At 66.2% G+C, this 16,859-nt stretch carries 13 protein-coding genes; 11 read left to right on the top strand and 2 right to left on the bottom strand.

All coding sequences use genetic code 11. The features are described 5' to 3' along the window. Nucleotides 1-92 precede the first annotated feature (92 nt). From CR152_RS17980 to CR152_RS17990, 3 genes are all read left to right on the top strand, one after another. Nucleotides 93-1,040, top strand: coding sequence for an EAL and HDOD domain-containing protein (locus tag CR152_RS17980; protein ID WP_157778574.1), 948 nt, complete (start codon nucleotides 93-95; stop codon nucleotides 1,038-1,040). Further along, the gene (locus CR152_RS17985; protein ID WP_099876669.1) at nucleotides 1,033-3,219 is read left to right on the top strand and encodes a putative bifunctional diguanylate cyclase/phosphodiesterase; all 2,187 of its coding nucleotides are present in this window, start codon (nucleotides 1,033-1,035) and stop codon (nucleotides 3,217-3,219) included. Before CR152_RS17980 ends, CR152_RS17985 begins: the two co-directional genes overlap by 8 nt. Before the next feature lie 105 nt (nucleotides 3,220-3,324). After that, nucleotides 3,325-5,208, top strand: a complete 1,884-nt coding sequence (locus CR152_RS17990; RefSeq protein WP_229413439.1) for a glycosyltransferase — start codon at nucleotides 3,325-3,327, stop codon at nucleotides 5,206-5,208. 15 nt (nucleotides 5,209-5,223) lie between these two features. Here CR152_RS17990 and CR152_RS17995 read toward each other — a convergent pair whose 3' ends face one another. Beyond that, nucleotides 5,224-5,439 carry a DUF3820 family protein gene (locus CR152_RS17995; protein ID WP_099876675.1) on the bottom strand — a complete coding sequence of 72 codons (216 nt, stop codon included), beginning with the start codon at nucleotides 5,437-5,439 and terminating at the stop codon, nucleotides 5,224-5,226. Nucleotides 5,440-5,601: 162 nt separating this feature from the next. On the opposite strand from CR152_RS17995, the gene CR152_RS18000 reads away from it, so the two are divergent. Together CR152_RS18000 and CR152_RS18005 are read left to right on the top strand one after the other, a co-directional pair. Beyond that, the gene (locus tag CR152_RS18000) at nucleotides 5,602-6,495 is read left to right on the top strand and encodes an NAD(P)/FAD-dependent oxidoreductase (RefSeq protein ID WP_099876677.1); all 894 of its coding nucleotides are present in this window, start codon (nucleotides 5,602-5,604) and stop codon (nucleotides 6,493-6,495) included. A 44-nt stretch (nucleotides 6,496-6,539) separates the two neighbouring features. After that, nucleotides 6,540-8,519 (top strand): alpha/beta hydrolase domain-containing protein, encoded by a 1,980-nt coding sequence (locus CR152_RS18005; RefSeq protein ID WP_099876680.1) that lies wholly within the window; start codon nucleotides 6,540-6,542, stop codon nucleotides 8,517-8,519. On the opposite strand, the gene rsgA is transcribed toward CR152_RS18005, so the two are convergent. Then, on the bottom strand, nucleotides 8,516-9,574 hold the full coding sequence (gene rsgA, locus CR152_RS18010) for a ribosome small subunit-dependent GTPase A (protein ID WP_099876683.1): 1,059 nt from the start codon (nucleotides 9,572-9,574) through the stop codon (nucleotides 8,516-8,518). The genes CR152_RS18005 and rsgA overlap by 4 nt on opposite strands. 333 nt (nucleotides 9,575-9,907) lie before the next feature. Between rsgA and CR152_RS18015 the strand changes: the two genes are divergently transcribed. The 6 genes from CR152_RS18015 (at nucleotide 9,908) to sppA (ending at nucleotide 16,666) form a co-directional block, all read left to right on the top strand. Continuing rightward, complete coding sequence (locus CR152_RS18015; RefSeq protein WP_099876686.1) at nucleotides 9,908-10,489, top strand: cysteine dioxygenase family protein; 582 nt, start codon at nucleotides 9,908-9,910, stop codon at nucleotides 10,487-10,489. A gap of 70 nt (nucleotides 10,490-10,559) precedes the next feature. After that, nucleotides 10,560-12,071: an NYN domain-containing protein gene (locus tag CR152_RS18020; RefSeq protein ID WP_099876689.1), complete on the top strand. Its 1,512-nt coding sequence runs from the start codon at nucleotides 10,560-10,562 to the stop codon at nucleotides 12,069-12,071. Between the two features lie 221 nt (nucleotides 12,072-12,292). After that, nucleotides 12,293-12,718: a hypothetical protein gene (locus CR152_RS18025; RefSeq protein ID WP_099876692.1), complete on the top strand. Its 426-nt coding sequence runs from the start codon at nucleotides 12,293-12,295 to the stop codon at nucleotides 12,716-12,718. Then, nucleotides 12,719-13,186 carry a metallophosphoesterase family protein gene (locus CR152_RS18030; protein ID WP_099876694.1) on the top strand — a complete coding sequence of 156 codons (468 nt, stop codon included), beginning with the start codon at nucleotides 12,719-12,721 and terminating at the stop codon, nucleotides 13,184-13,186. A gap of 84 nt (nucleotides 13,187-13,270) precedes the next feature. Beyond that, a complete protein-coding gene (locus CR152_RS18035; protein ID WP_099876697.1) occupies nucleotides 13,271-14,764 on the top strand; it encodes a sodium:solute symporter in 1,494 nt (497 codons plus the stop codon). Between the two features lie 36 nt (nucleotides 14,765-14,800). Then, nucleotides 14,801-16,666, top strand: a complete 1,866-nt coding sequence (gene sppA, locus CR152_RS18040) for a signal peptide peptidase SppA (protein ID WP_099876700.1) — start codon at nucleotides 14,801-14,803, stop codon at nucleotides 16,664-16,666. Nucleotides 16,667-16,859: the final 193 nt, after the last annotated feature.

Below are 16,859 nucleotides of genomic sequence, written 5' to 3' on the forward strand. Positions count from 1 at the left end.
GAACTTCACTGTTACCCACCTCCTCGATCCCAATGACCTGCTCGAGCCCGGCGCCACTCCTTGTTTTACGCGTATTAGCGGACCGCCGCGGCTTGCCATCCGGCCTGCTGATCGAGGCCGATGCGGGAGCGGCAGCGGCGGCAGCGGACGATGCGCTCGCCGCGCCGTCCATCGTGGCCGCGCTGGGCGCCTTGTGCGACGAGTTTTCGTGCCTGTACCGCAGCAGCCTTGATGTGCGGCTGGCCGATGTGCTGCGCGGCCAGGGCTGGACCGAGCTGGCCGCGCGCAGCCTGTTTTGCGCCGACGAGCGCCTGAGCGCGGCGCTGCTGCCGCCCGAAGCGCGCTGGATCGATGGCGACTGGTGCATGGCCGCACCGGCCAGGGAGCCGGCCCGCCAGGCGGCATCGCGCGCGCTCGCCCTGCAACTGGTGCAACTGGTCGCCGCCGACGCCGACACCCACGAAATCGAAGCGCTGCTGCGGCTCGACCCGACCCTGTCCTACCAGCTGCTGCGCCTTGTGAATTCACTCGGCATGGGCGTGGCACGGCGCATCACCAGCTTCGGCCAGGCGCTGCTGATCCTCGGGCGCCAGCAACTGCGCCGCTGGCTCAATCTGATGCTGTTCGCCGCCAACAAGGACGACATCCGCTCGCCCATGCTGCTGGCGCGCGTGGCGGTGCGCGCCCGCTCGCTCGAACTGCTGGCGCGCACGCGCGGCCTGGACAAGCTCACCCAGGAGCAGGCATTCATGACCGGGATGTTTTCGCTGCTGGGCGTGCTGTTCGGCATGCCGCTGCCCGCCATCCTGGCGCCGCTCTCGATCAGCGAGGCGGTACTGGGCGCGCTGCTGCACCGCGACGGTGAACTGGGGGCGCTGCTGGACCTGGTCGAATGCGCCGAACGGAGCGAACCCGATGCGGTGGCGGCGCGCGTCATGGCGCTGCAAATGACGCCGTGCGACTTCAACGGCGCCATCATCGAAGCGAACCGCTGGATGCTGGGCGCCTTGCGCGACAGCGGCGCGCGCGATCATGGCTGAATCGGCCCTCGACCGCAGCCTCGACCTCGTGCGCACCGCGCGCGCGATGGAGGGCACTGCGCTGACCCAGATGCTGGTGCGGCTCGAAGCCGAGCTGCTGCTGGCGAAAGAGGCGCAGCAACCGCCGGCGCGGCGCCTGCTGCGGCACCACGCCGACACCTACGAATCGTCCGACGAACCGGTGATCGTGCTCGATTTGTCCGGCTACCTCACCAGCTGGAACCGCGGCGCCGAAGCGGTGTTCGGCTACACCAGCGAGGAAGCGATCGGCCAGCACGTGCTGTTCCTGTACGCCGACGACACCGACGAAGCGGATCCGGGCATCGCCGAACTGTTCCTCGAACATGGCAGCTGCCTGGTCGAAGTGAGGCGCCGCCGCAAGAGCGGGGACGTGATCTGGGTGCGGCTGGCGCTGTCGCTGATCCACGATGACGACGGCCAGGCGATCGGCATGCTGGTGCACCTCTCGCCGCTGGCCGAACATCTGACCGAAGAAGACAAGATTCGCCTGTACGCGCGCATCATCGAAGACAGCGACCAGGGCGTGCTCATTACCGACGCCAGCGAGCGCATTGTGTCGATCAACAGTTCGTTCACCCGCATCACCGGCTACTCGGCGGCCGAATCGATCGGCCAGACGCCCGACCTGCTGCGCTCCGGCGTGCATGACGCCGAGTTCCGCGCCAAGGTGCGCGCCGCCATGCAGGGCAACGGCCCGTTTCGCGGCGAGATTGTCGGCAAGCGCAAAAATGGCGAGCTGTTTCCGCAATCGGTCACCATCAGCGTGGTGCGCAATGGCGAAGGCAGGATCACGCATACGTTCTCGCTGTTTTCCGATATCAGCGTGCACAAGGACGCCGAAGCGCGCATGCAGCGCATGGCCAACTACGACAGCCTGACCGGCCTGCCGAACCGCTCGCTGTTCAATCACCTGGTCGGCCAAGTGCTCAACGAGGCGCGGCGCGGCAACGAATACGGCGCGCTGATGGTGGTCGAAGTGAACCGCATCGGCGCCATCAGCGACACGCTCGGCCACGACGTGGCCAATGAAGTGCTGTGCATGGTGGGGCGCCAGTTCCGCAGCGTGCTGCGCGAGCCGGACATCCTGGCGCGCATCGACGGCAGCAAATTCGCCATTGCCCTGCCCACCATCGGCCAGCGCGAGCACGCCGGCATCGTCGCGCAAAAGCTGCTGGCGACACTGGCCGCGCCGCTGCTTGTGGCGGGCCATGGCTTGCAGGTGAGCGCCAATATCGGCATCGCGCTGTACCTCGACGACAGCATGGATACGGCCTCGCTGCTGCGCTTTGCCGAGGTGGCCCTGGCCAAGGCCGGCGAATTGGGCAGCGGCGGCTTCCTGTTCTACCGCGACGAAATGGACCAGCGCGCGCGCGAGCGCCTGCGCCTGGAAACCGAGTTGCGCGAAGCCCTGGCCGGGAACCAGTTCGAGCTGCACTACCAGCCCAAGGTGAGCCTGCGCAGCGGCCGCATCGTCGGCGCCGAAGCGCTGATCCGCTGGCGCCATCCCGAGCGCGGCATGGTCTCGCCGGGCGTGTTCATTCCGCTGGCCGAGGAGACGGGCCTGATTTTCGATATCGGCAACTGGGTGATGAACGAAGCGTGCCGCCAGATCCGCGCGTGGGACGACGCCGGGCTGTCCATGCCGCCGATTGCGATCAACGTGTCGGCGCGCCAGTTCGACCGCAGCCTGCCGGGCCGCATTAGCGACGTGCTGGATCAGCACCGCGTGGAGCCGGCGCAGATCATGTTGGAGATTACAGAGAGCTTGCTGGTGCGTGGCACCGACGGCGTCATCGCGATCATGAATGAACTGGTGGCCATGGGCCTGGCGCTGGCGCTGGACGACTTCGGCACCGGCTATTCGAGCCTGGCCTACCTGAAGAAATTTCCGATCAGCACATTGAAAATCGACCGCTCGTTCGTGGTCGGCTTGCCGTACGAGGAAAACGATTGCGCCATCGCCCGTGCCATCGTGACGATGGCCCAGCAATTGCGCCAGGAAATCGTGGCCGAAGGCGTCGAAACCCCCGAGCAGATGGCCTTTTTGCGCGACCTCGGCTGCGACCAGCTGCAAGGCTACCTGTTCAGCCAGGCGGTGTGCGCCGACGAATTTGCCCGCATGCAGCGCGAAGCGAAACGGCTGATGGTGAGCCGCTGAGGCACCCGCGCGCCAATTGCGCGCACCTCTGTTCAACATCAAACGGAACGCGCATTTTCCGCGCATGCTTTCTTCACAGGTCAACCATCCTTTGAAGAGTCCGCTTTGACAAGCCCTTTCCCAACCGAACCGCAGGTCACTGTGCTGATGCCGACGTACGGCCAGTGCCACTTCATCCGGCGCGCGCTCGACAGCCTGCTGGCCCAGTCCCTTGGCGCGTGGGAAGCCATCGTCATCGACGACGGCTCACCCGACGACACGGCCGGCGTGGTCCAACCGTTCCTGCGCGATGAACGCGTGCGCTACCAGCGCCTGCCGCACAACACGGGCCTGGGCAATGCCCTGAACTGCGCGCTGGACCTGGCGCGCGCGCCGCTGATCGCCTGCCTGCCCAGCGACGACGTGTTTTACCGCGAGCACCTGGCCACATTGTGCGCGGCGCTGCGGGCCCGGCCCGACGCCGTTCTCGCGTACGCGGGCGTGCGCCATCATTACAACCGCGCTGCCGGCGGCCTGATCGCCGGCAGCGCGCTGCAGCTGGTCCAGTGCATGTACCGCAAGAGCGAGCTGCGCTGGACCGACCGCGACGAACTCGAATCTGACGACCTGGAACGCCTGTTCTGGGGCCGACTGCGCGAGCAAGGTTGCTTTACCGGCACCGGCCGGGTGAGTTGCGAATGGACCAGCCACCCGGCCCAGCGCCACAAGCTGATGCAGGAGCCGGTGGGCGGCATCAACCCGTTTCGCCAGCATTACCGGGTGCGCGAGCCGCTGCGCTTTCACACCACGGCCGGCAATGCGATCGACGAGGTGGCGAAGTACCGCGCCATGCGCGCACGAGCGCCCACGCCGGCTGCGGAAGATGGCTTGAACATTCTGTTGGCCGGCGAACTGGCCTATAACGCCGACCGCGTGCTGGCGCTGGAAGAGCGGGGCCACACGCTGCACGGGCTGTGGATGCGCGAGCCGTACTGGTACAACACGGTCGGGCCGCTGCCGTTCGGGCATGTGCGCGAACTGCCCTCCGGCCGCTGGCGCGAGGCGCTCGGGTGGCTGCGGCCGGACATCATCCACGCCCAGCTGAACTGGCAAGCGGTGCCGTTTTGCCACCAGCTGATGCTGGGCACGCCAGGCGTGCCGTTCGTGTGGCACTTCAAGGAAGGCCCGTTCATCTGTCTTGAAAAAGGCACCTGGCCGCAATTGGTGGAGCTGTACGAGCTCGCCGACGGCTGCATCTTCAGCAGCCCGGAAATGCGCGACTGGTTCGATACCGTGCTGCCGGGCCTGTCGACGTCCAAGCCCTGCCACGTGCTCGATGGCGACCTGCCCAAGGCCAGCTGGTTTGGCGAGGCGCGCACGACCTTGTTGTCCGCCGCGGACGACGGCGAATTCCACACGGTCGTTCCGGGCCGCCCCATCGGCCTGCATCCCCACACCGTGGGCGAACTGGCGGCCCAGGGCATCCACCTGCATTTCTACGGCGACTTCACGCACGGCCAGTGGCGCCAATGGATAGCCGACGCACGCCGCCTGGCGCCACGCCATCTGCACCTGCATGCCAATGTCGACCAATCGCGCTGGGTGGAAGAATTCTCACGCTACGACGCCGGCTGGCTGCACGCCTTCGCCAGCACCAACGACGGCGAACTGCGGCGCGCCAACTGGGATGACCTGAACTATCCGGCGCGCATGGCCACCCTGGCGGCAGCCGGCCTGCCGATGATCCAGCGCAGTAACGAAGGCGCCATCGTCGCGACGCAGTCGCTGTCGCACCGGCTCGGCACCGGCCTGTTCTACGATTCGATCGAGCACCTGGGCGCCTTGCTGCGCGACCGCCCGCGCATGGACGCGCTACGCGAGCAGGTGTGGTCGCAGCGCGCGCAGTTCACCTTCGACGCCCATGTGCCCGAACTGGTCGCGTTTTTCCGGCGTGTGATCGCGGCGGCGGGCAGCAATGACGCGCGCCGGCGCAGGCCGACGATTTCCTGACCGTCACCGTACCGGTCAGCGGCGAGCGCGCAAGGGGGCGAGCAGGCTGCGCAGGTCGTTGTGATCGAGTTCGTACATCAGGGCGAGCAGTTCGCCGATCTCGCCGCGCGGAAAGCCTTCGCGCGCAAACCAGCCAAGATAGTGGCCGGGCAGGTCCGCGATGACGCGGCCTTTGTATTTGCCGTAAGGCATCTCACGGGTCAGCAGCAGCTGGAGGTGTTCAGGTTTCATGATCCCGCTACTTTAGCAAAAACCACGTCTGCCGGCCGGTCTCGCGTTCGCGAATGCCTTCGGCTTGACATCGCCAGTTAACGTAACTATCATTGTTACGTTAAAACTCGGCAAGCTGGCCGAGTCGCCAACCACCCCGAAAGGCACACGATGGATACCCCTATGGACACCGACTTTATCGTCGTCGGCGGCAGCTTCGCCGGCATGGCCGCCGCCATTCAACTGGCGCGCGCCAACCGCCCGGTGCGCGTGATCGACGCCGGCCAGCCGCGCAACCGCTTCGCCGCCGCCGCCCACGGCTTTGTCGGCCACGACGGACGCCCCCCGCGCGCCATCATGGACGACGCGCGCCGCCAACTCTTGGCCTACCCAAGCGCCAGCGTCATGGATGCCACAGTCGACAGCGCGGCCCGGGTCGACGGCGGCTTTGAAATCGTCCTGGCCGGCGGTGAGCGCATGCGCGGCAAGCGCCTGATCCTGGCGACCGGCGTGGTCGACCAGTTCCCGGCGATTCCCGGCGTGCGCGAGCGCTGGGGCACATCCATCCTTCACTGTCCTTACTGCCACGGCTACGAATTCCTGGGCCGGCGGCTCGCGGTGATCGGCATGATGCCGATGTCGTCCCACATGGCGCAGCTGATCGCCGAGTGGTCGCCGTTCGTCACCTACTGCGCCAACGGCATCGCGCTCGACCCGGAGCAGGAGCAGATCCTGCGCGCGCGCGGCATCCGCATCGAACATAGTCCGGTGGTGTCGCTCGGTGGCGTGGCGCCGGCGCTGGACGGCATCGCCCTTGCCGATGGCACGCTGGTGCCGGCCGATGCCGCGTTCCTGGCCACACAGGTGTCCACAAGCCCGCTCGCGCAGCAGCTCGGATGCGCCTTTGACGAAGGCCCGCTCGGTCTCTACGTGCGCACCAACGAGTTCCAGGAAACCACCGTGCCCGGTGTGTTCGCCGCCGGCGACGTGGCGCGCATGCCGCACAACGCCACCTGGGCCGCCGCCGATGGCGTGACCGCCGGCACGGCAGCCCACCGCTCGGTGATCTTTGCCTGACACGGCCTGACATGCTATCGTCTGGCTCTCACAAGGAGCCGAAATTGACCTGCCTGCGCCGCCTGTCCTGCCTTCTCGCGCTCACCATGCTGGCCTCCTGCGCCGCGCCCGGCGGCACCGGCTCGCCGGCCGCGCAGATCGAGCGCCTGGAGATCGTCAGCCGCGGCCCCGCCTTCGACGGCAAGGTCTTCGACGACGCTGGCGCCTACGAGAAAATCGTCGCCGTCGCGCACATGCGCATCGACCCGCATCATCCGGCCAACCGCGCCATCGTGGACCTCGACAAGGCGCCCGCCAGCGGCGGCTGGGTCAGATACCGCACCGACGTTATCCTCCTGCGTCCGCGCGACGCCGCCAGTGCCTCGCGCGTGCTCCTGCTCGATATCCCCAACCGCGGCGGCAAGCTGGCGCTCCAGATGGTCAACGAGGCCGGAGCCGGCGATACCGGCAACGGTTTCCTGATGCGGCGCGGGCATACGCTGGCGTGGATCGGCTGGCAGGGCGATATCGGCCTGTCGGCCAACGGCGAATCGGCCGGTACCGCCTTTCCCACGGCGCGTGCGGACGGCCAGCCGATCACCGGCCAGAGCGTCGAAGAGAAGGTCTTCGACGACATCAAACCCACCGGCGCCATTGACCTGGCGTATCGGGCAGCGTCCACCGGCCAGGCGGGGGCGGTGCTGAGCGTGCGCGCCCATGCCACCGCCGCGCCGCTCATCCTGCCGGCCAGCGCGTGGAGCTACGCCAGTCCCACGCGGATCGACATCACCCGCCCGCGCGGCTTCGACGCCGGCGCGATCTACCAGTTCCAGTACGAGGCGGTCGACCCGGTGGTCATGGGCCTGGGCATGGCGGCGCTGCGCGACGTTACCAGCCACCTCAAATCCGGCCTCGCCGACGGCGCCGGCCAACCCAATCCCCTGGCCGACATCAAGCCGGACGTCACGCTGGCACTGGGCGTGTCGCAGCCGGGACGCTTTTTGCGTGACCTGATCTGGCAGGGTTTCAATGCCGATCCGCGCGGCGGCAGGGTATTCGACGGCGCCATGCCGCTCCTTGCCGGCAGCCGCAAGAGCTTCGTCAACCGCCGCTTCGGCCGGCCGGAACGCTACTCCACCCAGCACTTGAACCACTGGAGCTACGGCGACCAGTTCCCGTTCAGCTATGCGGTCACCACCGATCCGGTGAGCGGCGCCACCGACGGCATTTTCGCGCGCTGCCAGGCAAACGATAGCTGCCCCAAGCTGATGCACGTCGACAGCAGCACCGAATTCTGGCAGGGCCGCGCCTCGCTGGTGGCGACCGACGGCGCCGGCAAGGATATCGCCCTGCCGGCCGGCGTGCGCGCCTACCTCATGGCCTCTACCCAGCACATGGCCGCGAGCCGCGCGACGGTCGGCATCTGCAAATGGACGAACAATACTGCGCAGCAGGGGCCTGCCGTGCGCGTGCTGCTCGATCGTCTGGTGGCGTGGGCGCGCAACGGCAAGGAGCCTCCGGCCAGCCGCTTTCCGCGGATCGGCAACGCCATGCTCGTGCCGCCGCAGCGCGACGCGGTCGGTTTTCCGGACCTGCGCGCGTTAGGGGTGAGCTATCCGGAAGGCTTGAATGAGTTGACGGTGGTCGATTACGCCAGCCTGCCGCCCAAGCCGGCGGCCGACAAACGCTATCAGGTGCTGGTGCCGATGGCCGACGTGGACGGCCACGATATCGCAGGCATCCGTTTGCCCGATGTCGAGGTGCCGCTGGCCACCTACACCGGCTGGAACCTGCGCCGCGGCGGCTTTGCGGAAGGCCAGTTGTGCGGCCTGAATGGCTTGTCGGTGCCGTTTGCGGCGCTGCCGCGCGCGGGCGATCCGCGCCGCGCGCTCTCGCAGCGCTACCCGACGCGGCTGGAATACGCCAAGGCGGTGGCGCTCGCCGCAAGAGCCCTGCGCGACGAGGGCCTGCTGCTCGATGAAGACGTTACCCGTTTCATTGAGCGCGCCAAAGTCGAGCAGCGGGCCGGCCCGCAGGTGCCTTAACGCTGCCGTTCTTTAGTGTTGTGCGCCTTGATGATCACCTTCCACTTGTTGCGGGCGGCGATGCGCTCGAGCGGCGTTTGCTGGCTGCGCCGTGCATCGCGCAGCAGCTTGCGGTAGTTCAGCAAACGGTCCGGATCGACCGCGCCGCGCACCGCGCAGCCGGGTTCCTCTTCATGCGCGCAATCGCGGAACTGGCAATGCCGCGCCAGCTCGCCAATGTCGTCGAAGCTGGCCGCCAGCGCTTCTTCATCGGCGTCCGGCTGCCACGAGCGCAGGCCGGGGGTGTCGATGATGCAGGCGCCGCTCGGGCACTGGTGCAGCGAACGCGCGGTGGTTGTGTGGCGCCCGCGGTTGTCGCCGCGCCGCACGCCGCCGGTCTCCTGGCTGCTGGCCGACAGCGCATTGGTCAGGGTCGACTTGCCCGCGCCGGATGTCCCGAGCAGGATCAGCGTCTGCCCGGGTGCCAGCCAGGGCGCGAGTACGCGCGCCGGCTCGTCGCCCAGGGCGTTGAGCGCAAACGCCTGCACCCGGCGCGGCAGGCGCTCCGTGAGCTGGCGCATGCGCTCCTCGACGTCAACGCCGATATCGGCCTTGGTCAGCACCACCACCGGTTGGACGCCGGACGATTCGGCCAGCGCCAGGTAGCGTTCGAGCCGGCGCAGGTTGAAATCGTGGTCCAGGCCCATGACCAGGAACGCGGTATCGACGTTGCTGGCGAGTGACTGGCGGCGCCCCTCGCTGGTGCGGCGCGCGAGGTGGGTCACCGGCGGCAGCCGTTCGGACAGCCATTGCTCGTCGTGGGCGTGGGTTTCAACCAGTACCCAGTCGCCCACGGCGAGGGCAGCGTCGTTCGCTTGCAGCGACTGGATCAGTTTATTGAGCGAGCGCGCGCGCGATTCGGCGGCGCCGTCATGGATGACGGCCCAGTCGCGATGGATTTCGGTGACGCGCGCCAGGCGCGTGCCCTCTGATGGGTCGTTGATGGTGGCGAGTTGGCTGGCGACCGATTGCGTCAGCCCGATAGTGCGCAGAGATTCAAAATCGATGTGGATCATGGTGAGAATGTGTTCCCGGATTCGTCAAGCCCGCGACGCGCGCGGGCACAAGCCGCGCGCAATAGCACGCAGGCAAAGGAAAACGGAGGTCGGCGCGCGATCAGGCGCGCATCAACACACGATGCTCAGTCCAGAAGAACAGCAGTAAGGCGGGTTGTGGCGGGATCAGGCAGCCGACAGGAGGGCAATGTCATTCGTATGCATGGTGTAGTCTCCTGTGGAAGTGAATTAAAGTGGGAAGTGTGACAGTGGCGGCCAGGCGCGTCAAGCGCGGGGACAATGTTATATTCGCTGCACCCGCCCTGCGCGAAGGAGCACCATGGAGCTGAAGCGATGACCAACCCCGCCCGCCTGCGCGACTTCGTACGCGCTTTTACCAGCCTTGCCGATACGGCGGCGCAGGATGAAGTGCTTATGCTGGAGCAGGGCAGGGCGCTCCTCGCCGATCTGGTTACAGTTGATGACTGGCTGCCCGCGGCCTTCGCCCAGCCTCACCCCGACCGCTATCAGCAATACCTGCTCCATTGCGACCCGCGCGAACGCTTCTCGGTGGTGAGTTTTGTATGGGGTCCGGGCCAGGCCACGCCGGTGCACGACCACACCGTCTGGGGCATGGTCGGCGTGCTGCGCGGCGCCGAACAGTGCGAGGAGTTCGCCCCTCCCGCAGGCAGCGGCCCGCTGCAAGCGCTTGGCGCGCACCACCTGCCGGCGGGCGCCATCGACATCGTGTCGCCGCGCGTGGGCGACATACACCGCGTCTCGAATGCCTGCCCCGGCGCGGTCTCGGTCAGCATCCACGTATACGGCGCCGACATCGGCCGCGTGGAGCGCCATGTGTACGAGCCGGCCACCGGCGCCGCCACACGTTTTGTCTCCGGTTACAGCGCCCGCGCCACACCTGAAAACTGGCAGTAATTGCCCATATCGGGTTGTTGCGTATAATCTAAGATCAGCTTGGCAAAACCATTATTAGAGAACAGATCATATGGCTTCATCCTCAGACAATATCAGCATGGCGGTGTTTTGCGACTTCGAGAACGTCGCACTCGGCGTGCGCGACGCGAACTACGAAAAATTCGACATCAAGCCGGTCCTCGAACGGCTTCTGCTCAAGGGCAGCATCGTGGTCAAGAAGGCGTACTGCGACTGGGAGCGCTACAAGGGCTTCAAGGCCACCATGCATGAAGCGAACTTCGAGCTGATCGAGATTCCCCATGTGCGCCAGTCCGGCAAGAACTCGGCCGACATCCGCCTCGTGGTCGATGCGCTCGACCTGTGCTACACCAAATCGCACGTCAACACTTTCGTGATCATCAGCGGCGACTCCGATTTTTCGCCGCTCGTGTCCAAGCTGCGCGAAAACGCCAAGCAGGTGATCGGCGTGGGCGTAAAGCAGTCCACCTCGGACCTGCTGGTGGCGAACTGCGACGAGTTCATTTTCTACGACGACCTGGTGCGCGAAGTAAAGCGCGCGGCCGCCAAGCGCGACGAGCGCAAGGTGCAGCCGCAGCCAAAGCGCTCGCCCGACGAAGGCAACCGCCGCAAGGAAGAACTCGAAGCGCGCAAGGCGCAGGCGATCGACCTGGTGGTCGAAATGTTCGATGCGCTGGTGTCCGAGCGCGGCGACAGCGGCAAGATCTGGGCGTCGCTGCTGAAAGACACGCTCAAGCGCCGCCGTCCCGACTTCAACGAAACCTACTACGGCTTTCGCACCTTTGGCAATCTGCTGGAAGAAGCGCAGAACCGCGGCATGCTCGAATTCGGCCGTGACGAAAAATCCGGTGCCTACGTTTACCGCAGCAGCAATGCCGCGAACAACAACCATGCGCTTGCGGTGGAGCTGCAAGCGCCAGCCGTGCAGGACGCGCCAGTGGACGCCGAGGTAGCGGAAGAAGCTGCGGCCAAGCCGGAATCGTCGCGCCGCGGCCGCGGTCGCGGTGGACGCAACCGCAACGACACGGTCGAAGCAGCCGCGCCGGAGGTGGTGGAGGCGGAGGACGCAGTCGAAGCGGTAGACGCCGAGCCGGTAGCAAGCGTGCCGGCCTGGTACGACCCGCAGCCGGAAGCGGCCGATACCGCACCGGTCGTTCCCGAGTCGTCGCGCCGTCGCGGCCGTGGAGGACGCAACCGCAACGAGCCGGTGGCCGAGGCCAGCGTGGCGCAAGCCGAGGAGCCGGTTGCAGCCGCTCCGGCATGGTACGACCCGGTCCCGCAGGTCGAGGACACGGAGCAGCCGGCCGAAGCTGAGGTGGCGCCGGTGCCGCCAGCGCAGGAAAAACGTCGCCCCGCGCGTAAGCCCGCGGCGAAAAAGGCGGCCAAGCAGGCCGACGTGGCGCCGCAAGCCGAGCCGGAACCGGCACCGCAAGCGGAACCGGAACCGGAACCGGTGGCGCTTGAGCTGCCGGCAGGCGACGAAGCCGCCGCCAAGCCAGTCCGCAAGGCGATCCCGCGCAGCCGCCGTCCGGCCAAGCCGAAGGCGCCGGCGAAGAGCAAGTAAGAAGCCTCAGCGCGGGGGCGCCACGCTCCCGCGCGCATCGACTGTCGATTGCATCGCCAATCCGCCGTCCACCAGCACCGCTGTCCCCGTGACGATCCCGATATGCCGCATGCATGGCCGCTTTCCAAGTGCCGCGCGCACATATGCCGCCCCTGCACGCAATCGCAAAATGGTGCAAACTTCAAGCTATCGCCCATGATCGTCCGAAAAGGAAGCCCGCCATGCGTATGCTCACCGTCCTTGCGCTGTCACTGGCCGTGCTCGCGCCCGTCGCCCACGGCGCGCCGCTGGCGGCCAGCCATCCCATTCTCGGCATCTGGACGCTCAAGCTGCCCGGCGGCGGCTGCTCCGAAACCTACCGCTTCCGCGGCGACGGCACCACGCTCGTGATCAGCGCCGCCGAGGTCTCCGAAAGCAAATTCGAGATTCCGGCCAAGCCGAGCGCCGCCGGCTTCTACAAGCTGGTCGACAAGAACGTCAAAGTCAACGGCAAGCCCGATTGCTCGGGCAAGGTCATGAAAACCGGCGCCACGGGGATCAATTTCATTCGCTTCCATCCGTCCGGCACCCTGTTTGTGATGTGCGCCGCCGAGTCCCTCGATGCCTGCATCGGCCCGTTCCGGCGCGTGGCAGGCAAGGAGACCTGATTGCTGCGCATCGGCGTGATTTCGGACACCCACGGCTTGCTGCGTCCCGAGGCCATGGCTTTTCTCGCCGGTAGCGACTACATCGTGCATGGCGGCGACATCGGCAACGCCGCCATCCTGGCCGATCTTGCCGCGATCGCGCCCTTGACGGTCGTGCGCGGCAATAACGACAAGGGCGAGTGGGCCGCCGCCGTGCCGCACAGCGCTCTGTTGACCGTGGGCGGGGTGCGCCTGTACGCGCTGCACGACATCGCCGATCTGGATGCGGCCGCGCTGCCCGATGATGTGAGGGTGGTGGTGTGCGGCCACTCGCACCGGCCGCTGGCCGAGCAGCGCGGCCGGCTGCTGTACCTGAACCCCGGCAGCGCCGGTCCGCGCCGTTTCAGCCTGCCCGTCACCGCGGCCGAACTGCTGGTCGATGGCGATGAGGTGAGGGCCAACATCGTCGAGCTGATTTCGCGCCGTTGAGGCCATCCCCGAAAGCTCCCTCGTCCGATGCCGCGACCCGGCTCGGTGTATATTGCTGCCGGTTCGAATATCCAAGGCAATTCCATGTCCCCGGCTTTACTTCTTTGCATCCTCATCGCCTACTTCGCCCTGCTGCTCGGCGTCGCCTGGGCCACCTCGCGCGACGCGACCAACGACAGCTTCTACATCGGTAATAAAAGCAGCAACTGGAAGCTGGTCGCCTTCGGCATGGTCGGCACCACCCTGTCCGGCGTGACCTTCATCAGCGTGCCCGGCGCGGTCGGGCGCGACGGCTTCGGCTACATGCAGATCCTGATCGGCTACGTGATCGGCTACATCGCGGTCGCGTACATCCTGCTGCCGCTGTACTACCGCCTGAAACTGACCTCGATCTACGACTACCTGAACCAGCGCCTCGGCCGGCGCGCCTACCAGAGCGGCGCTTCCTTTTTCATTATCTCGCGCCTGCTGGGCGCCACCGCGCGCCTGTACCTGGTGGTGAATATTTTGCAGGCCATCATCCTCGACAGCCTGGGCGTACCGTTCTGGCTCACCACCCTGGTGATCCTGGCCATGATCCTGATGTACACCTACCAGGGCGGCGTCAAGACCATCGTCTGGACCGATACCCTGCAAACGAGCTGCATGCTATTCGGGCTGCTCGCCTGCATCGCCATCCTGCTGTTCCAGATGGACCTGTCGGTCGGCCAGAGCCTGGCCCAGATGCAGGAGCGCGGCCTGGCGCGCGTGTTTACCACGTCCTTCGACAGCCCCAATTTCTACCTCAAGCAGATCGTGGCCGGCGCCTTCATCGTCCTCGCCATGACCGGCATGGACCAGGAGATGATGCAAAAGACGATCTCCGTCAAAACCCTGGCCGACTCCCAGAAAAACCTGCTCAGCCTCACCGTGATCCTGTTCGTGGTGCTATCGCTGTTCATGTTCCTGGGCGGCCTGCTGTACCTGTACGCGCCGGTGGTGGGTGCCACCGCCACGGGCGACAAGCTGTTCCCCGCCATCGTCATGGGCCACTTGCCGGCGACGCTGCAGATCATCTTCCTGATCGCGCTGATCTCGGCCCTGTTCCCCAGCGCCGATGGCGCCATCACCGCGCTCACCTCCACGGTCTGCATCGACCTGCTTGGCCTCACGCGCCGCCAGGACCTGACGGAGCAGGACAAGGTGCGCTGGCGCCAGCGCGTGCACCTCGGTTTTGCGCTGCTGTTCCTGGTGCTGGTGATGGCCTTCAAATGGGTCGACAGTCCCAGCATGATCGGCGTGATCCTGAAAGTGGCCAGCTATACTTACGGCCCGCTGCTTGGCCTGTTCGCCTTCGGCATCCTGACCCGGCGCACGCTCAGGGACCGCTGGGTGCCGCTGGTGGCCGTCGGCGGCCCCGTGATCTGCGCTTTCCTTGAATATAATCAAACATTGCTGTTGGGAAGTTATCGCCTCGGACTTGAGTTGCTCATGATTAATGGCATATTGGTGTTTGCCGGCTTGTGGGCGATTTCCAGCCCCGGGCGCGCCCCGCATTTCGGACGGGACCCGGCGATTTCGCTTACAGTAGACGTTTAGCCTTTACCAACCCCCACATTTTCTGCCGGAGTACCGATGTCATTCAAACCCTTGTCTTCCCTTCGCCGGGGTTTCGGCGTGTTCTGGAGAGCGGTCGACAGCACGCGCCGGGGCGTGCTCAACGTACTGTTCCTGGCCATCGTCGTGTTCCTGCTGATCGCCGTTTTCAGCGGCGGCGGCGTCAAGCCGATGGCGACCAAGACCGCGCTCGTGCTCGAAATTAAGGGCAGCCTGGTCGAGCAGCACAGCGGCAACGTGCGCGAGGCGCTCATGGCCAACGCCGGCGCCGGCGAAGTGCGCAGGTCGGTGCAGCTGCGCGACGTGCTCACCGTGCTCGATCGCGCCGCCAAGGACCCGCAGATCAGCAGCGTGCTGCTGCTGCTCGACGAAATGGATGGCGCCGGACTTGCCATGCTCAATGAAGTCGGCCTGGCCATCGACCGCGTCAAGGCGTCGGGCAAACCCGTCATCGCCTGGGGCAGCGCGTTCGACCAGCGCCAGTACCTGCTCGCCTCGCACGCCACCCAGGTCTATATGCATCCGATGGGCGCGGTCATGATCGAAGGCTTCGGCCGTTACCGCAATTACTACCGCGATGCGCTCGACAAGGTCGGCGTGACGGTCAACCTGATGAAGGTCGGTACTTACAAGAGCTTCGCCGAGCCGTACATCGGCAACGGCCCCTCGCCGGAAGCGGCCGAAGCGGACGCCTTCCTCTTTAAAGCGCTGTGGAGCGGCTACACCACCGACGTCGAGAAAAACCGCAAGCTGCCGGCCGGCTGGATCGCCCAGCGCATCGAGACCCTGCCCGCCGAGATGGAGCAAGCCGCCGGCGACACCGGCAAGCTGGCCCTGACCAGCAAACTGGTGGACGGCCTGAAAACGCGCGACGAAGTGCGCGCCATGATGATCACGCGCGGCGCCAAGGACGATGAAGGCACGAGTTTTCGCCAGGTCGGTTTCGGCGAGTACCTGATGCGCGTGACCCCGGAGCTGATGGGCGACGCCGTTGGCGTGATCGTGGCCTCCGGCGAAATTAGCGACGGCAATGCACCCGCGGGCTCGATCGGTGGCCTGTCCACCGCGAACCTGATCCGCAAGGCGCGCGAGGACAAGCAGATCAAGGCCGTCGTACTGCGCGTCGATTCGCCCGGCGGCAGCGCCTTCGGTTCGGAACTGATCCGGCGCGAGCTGGAACTGACGCGCGCCGCCGGTAAACCCGTGGTGGTGTCGATGGGCAGCGTGGCGGCGTCGGGCGGCTACTGGATTTCGATGGCATCCGACGAAGTGTTCGCCGACCGCGCCACCATCACCGGTTCGATCGGCGTGTTCGCGATCCTGCCGACGGCCGAAAAGGTGGTCGAGAAACTGGGCATCCACACCGCCGGCGTGACCACCACCTGGCTGGCCGACGCCTACAATCCAATGCGTCCGCTCGACCCGCGCTTCGCCCAGCTGATCCAGAGCAGCATCAACCATATTTACAGCGACTTCACCACCAAGGCCGCCGCGGCGCGCAAGACCACCCAGCCGAAGATCGACGAAGTGGGGCAGGGCCGCGTGTGGACCGGCGTGCAGGCCAAGGAACGCGGCCTGGTCGACACCATCGGCAGCTACACCGATGCGCTCAAGTCGGCCGCCAAACGCGCCAAGCTGGCCGACGGCTACCGCGTGGCCTACGTCGAGCGCGAGGTGTCGGCATTCGAGCGCGTGCTCACCTCCGTGTTCGGCGTGAGCGCCGCGCACGCGGTCAACATCGAGGTCAAACTGGGCCTGATGCCGACCGGCGTGCCGTCGAGCGCCGTGGCCGAAGTGAGCAAGGAACTGAGCTGGCTGGCCGACCTGGCCAAGGATCGCAAGCCATTCACTGCGGTCACCCACTGCATGTGCACGGCGCCCTGACGCCTTGCTGTACGCGGATGGGCAGTCCATGCCCATCCGCGCGCCACGCCATCGATTTGTAGCGGGTTTGTAACGCCATGTAGTTTGTTACAAACTCGCCCGTATCACCCATTCCCCCTATGACAATGCATGCCCCGCCACCACTCGAAGCGTGCCGGCGGCATGCGCTTGCCATCACAGCCCATGAATCGAC

Origin of the sequence: Massilia violaceinigra, assembly GCF_002752675.1 — a bacterium.
Lineage (GTDB): Bacteria > Pseudomonadota > Gammaproteobacteria > Burkholderiales > Burkholderiaceae_D > Telluria_A > Telluria_A violaceinigra.

Coding starts and splice junctions, on each gene's coding strand:
- CR152_RS18035 (WP_099876697.1), top strand. CDS start 13,271: ATGTCCCCGGCTTTACTTCTTTGCATCCTCATCGCCTACTTCGCCCTG.
- rsgA (WP_099876683.1), bottom strand. CDS start 9,574: ATGATCCACATCGATTTTGAATCTCTGCGCACTATCGGGCTGACGCAA.
- CR152_RS17995 (WP_099876675.1), bottom strand. CDS start 5,439: ATGAAACCTGAACACCTCCAGCTGCTGCTGACCCGTGAGATGCCTTAC.
- CR152_RS18025 (WP_099876692.1), top strand. CDS start 12,293: ATGCGTATGCTCACCGTCCTTGCGCTGTCACTGGCCGTGCTCGCGCCC.
- CR152_RS18000 (WP_099876677.1), top strand. CDS start 5,602: ATGGACACCGACTTTATCGTCGTCGGCGGCAGCTTCGCCGGCATGGCC.
- CR152_RS18020 (WP_099876689.1), top strand. CDS start 10,560: ATGGCTTCATCCTCAGACAATATCAGCATGGCGGTGTTTTGCGACTTC.
- CR152_RS18015 (WP_099876686.1), top strand. CDS start 9,908: ATGACCAACCCCGCCCGCCTGCGCGACTTCGTACGCGCTTTTACCAGC.
- CR152_RS17985 (WP_099876669.1), top strand. CDS start 1,033: ATGGCTGAATCGGCCCTCGACCGCAGCCTCGACCTCGTGCGCACCGCG.
- sppA (WP_099876700.1), top strand. CDS start 14,801: ATGTCATTCAAACCCTTGTCTTCCCTTCGCCGGGGTTTCGGCGTGTTC.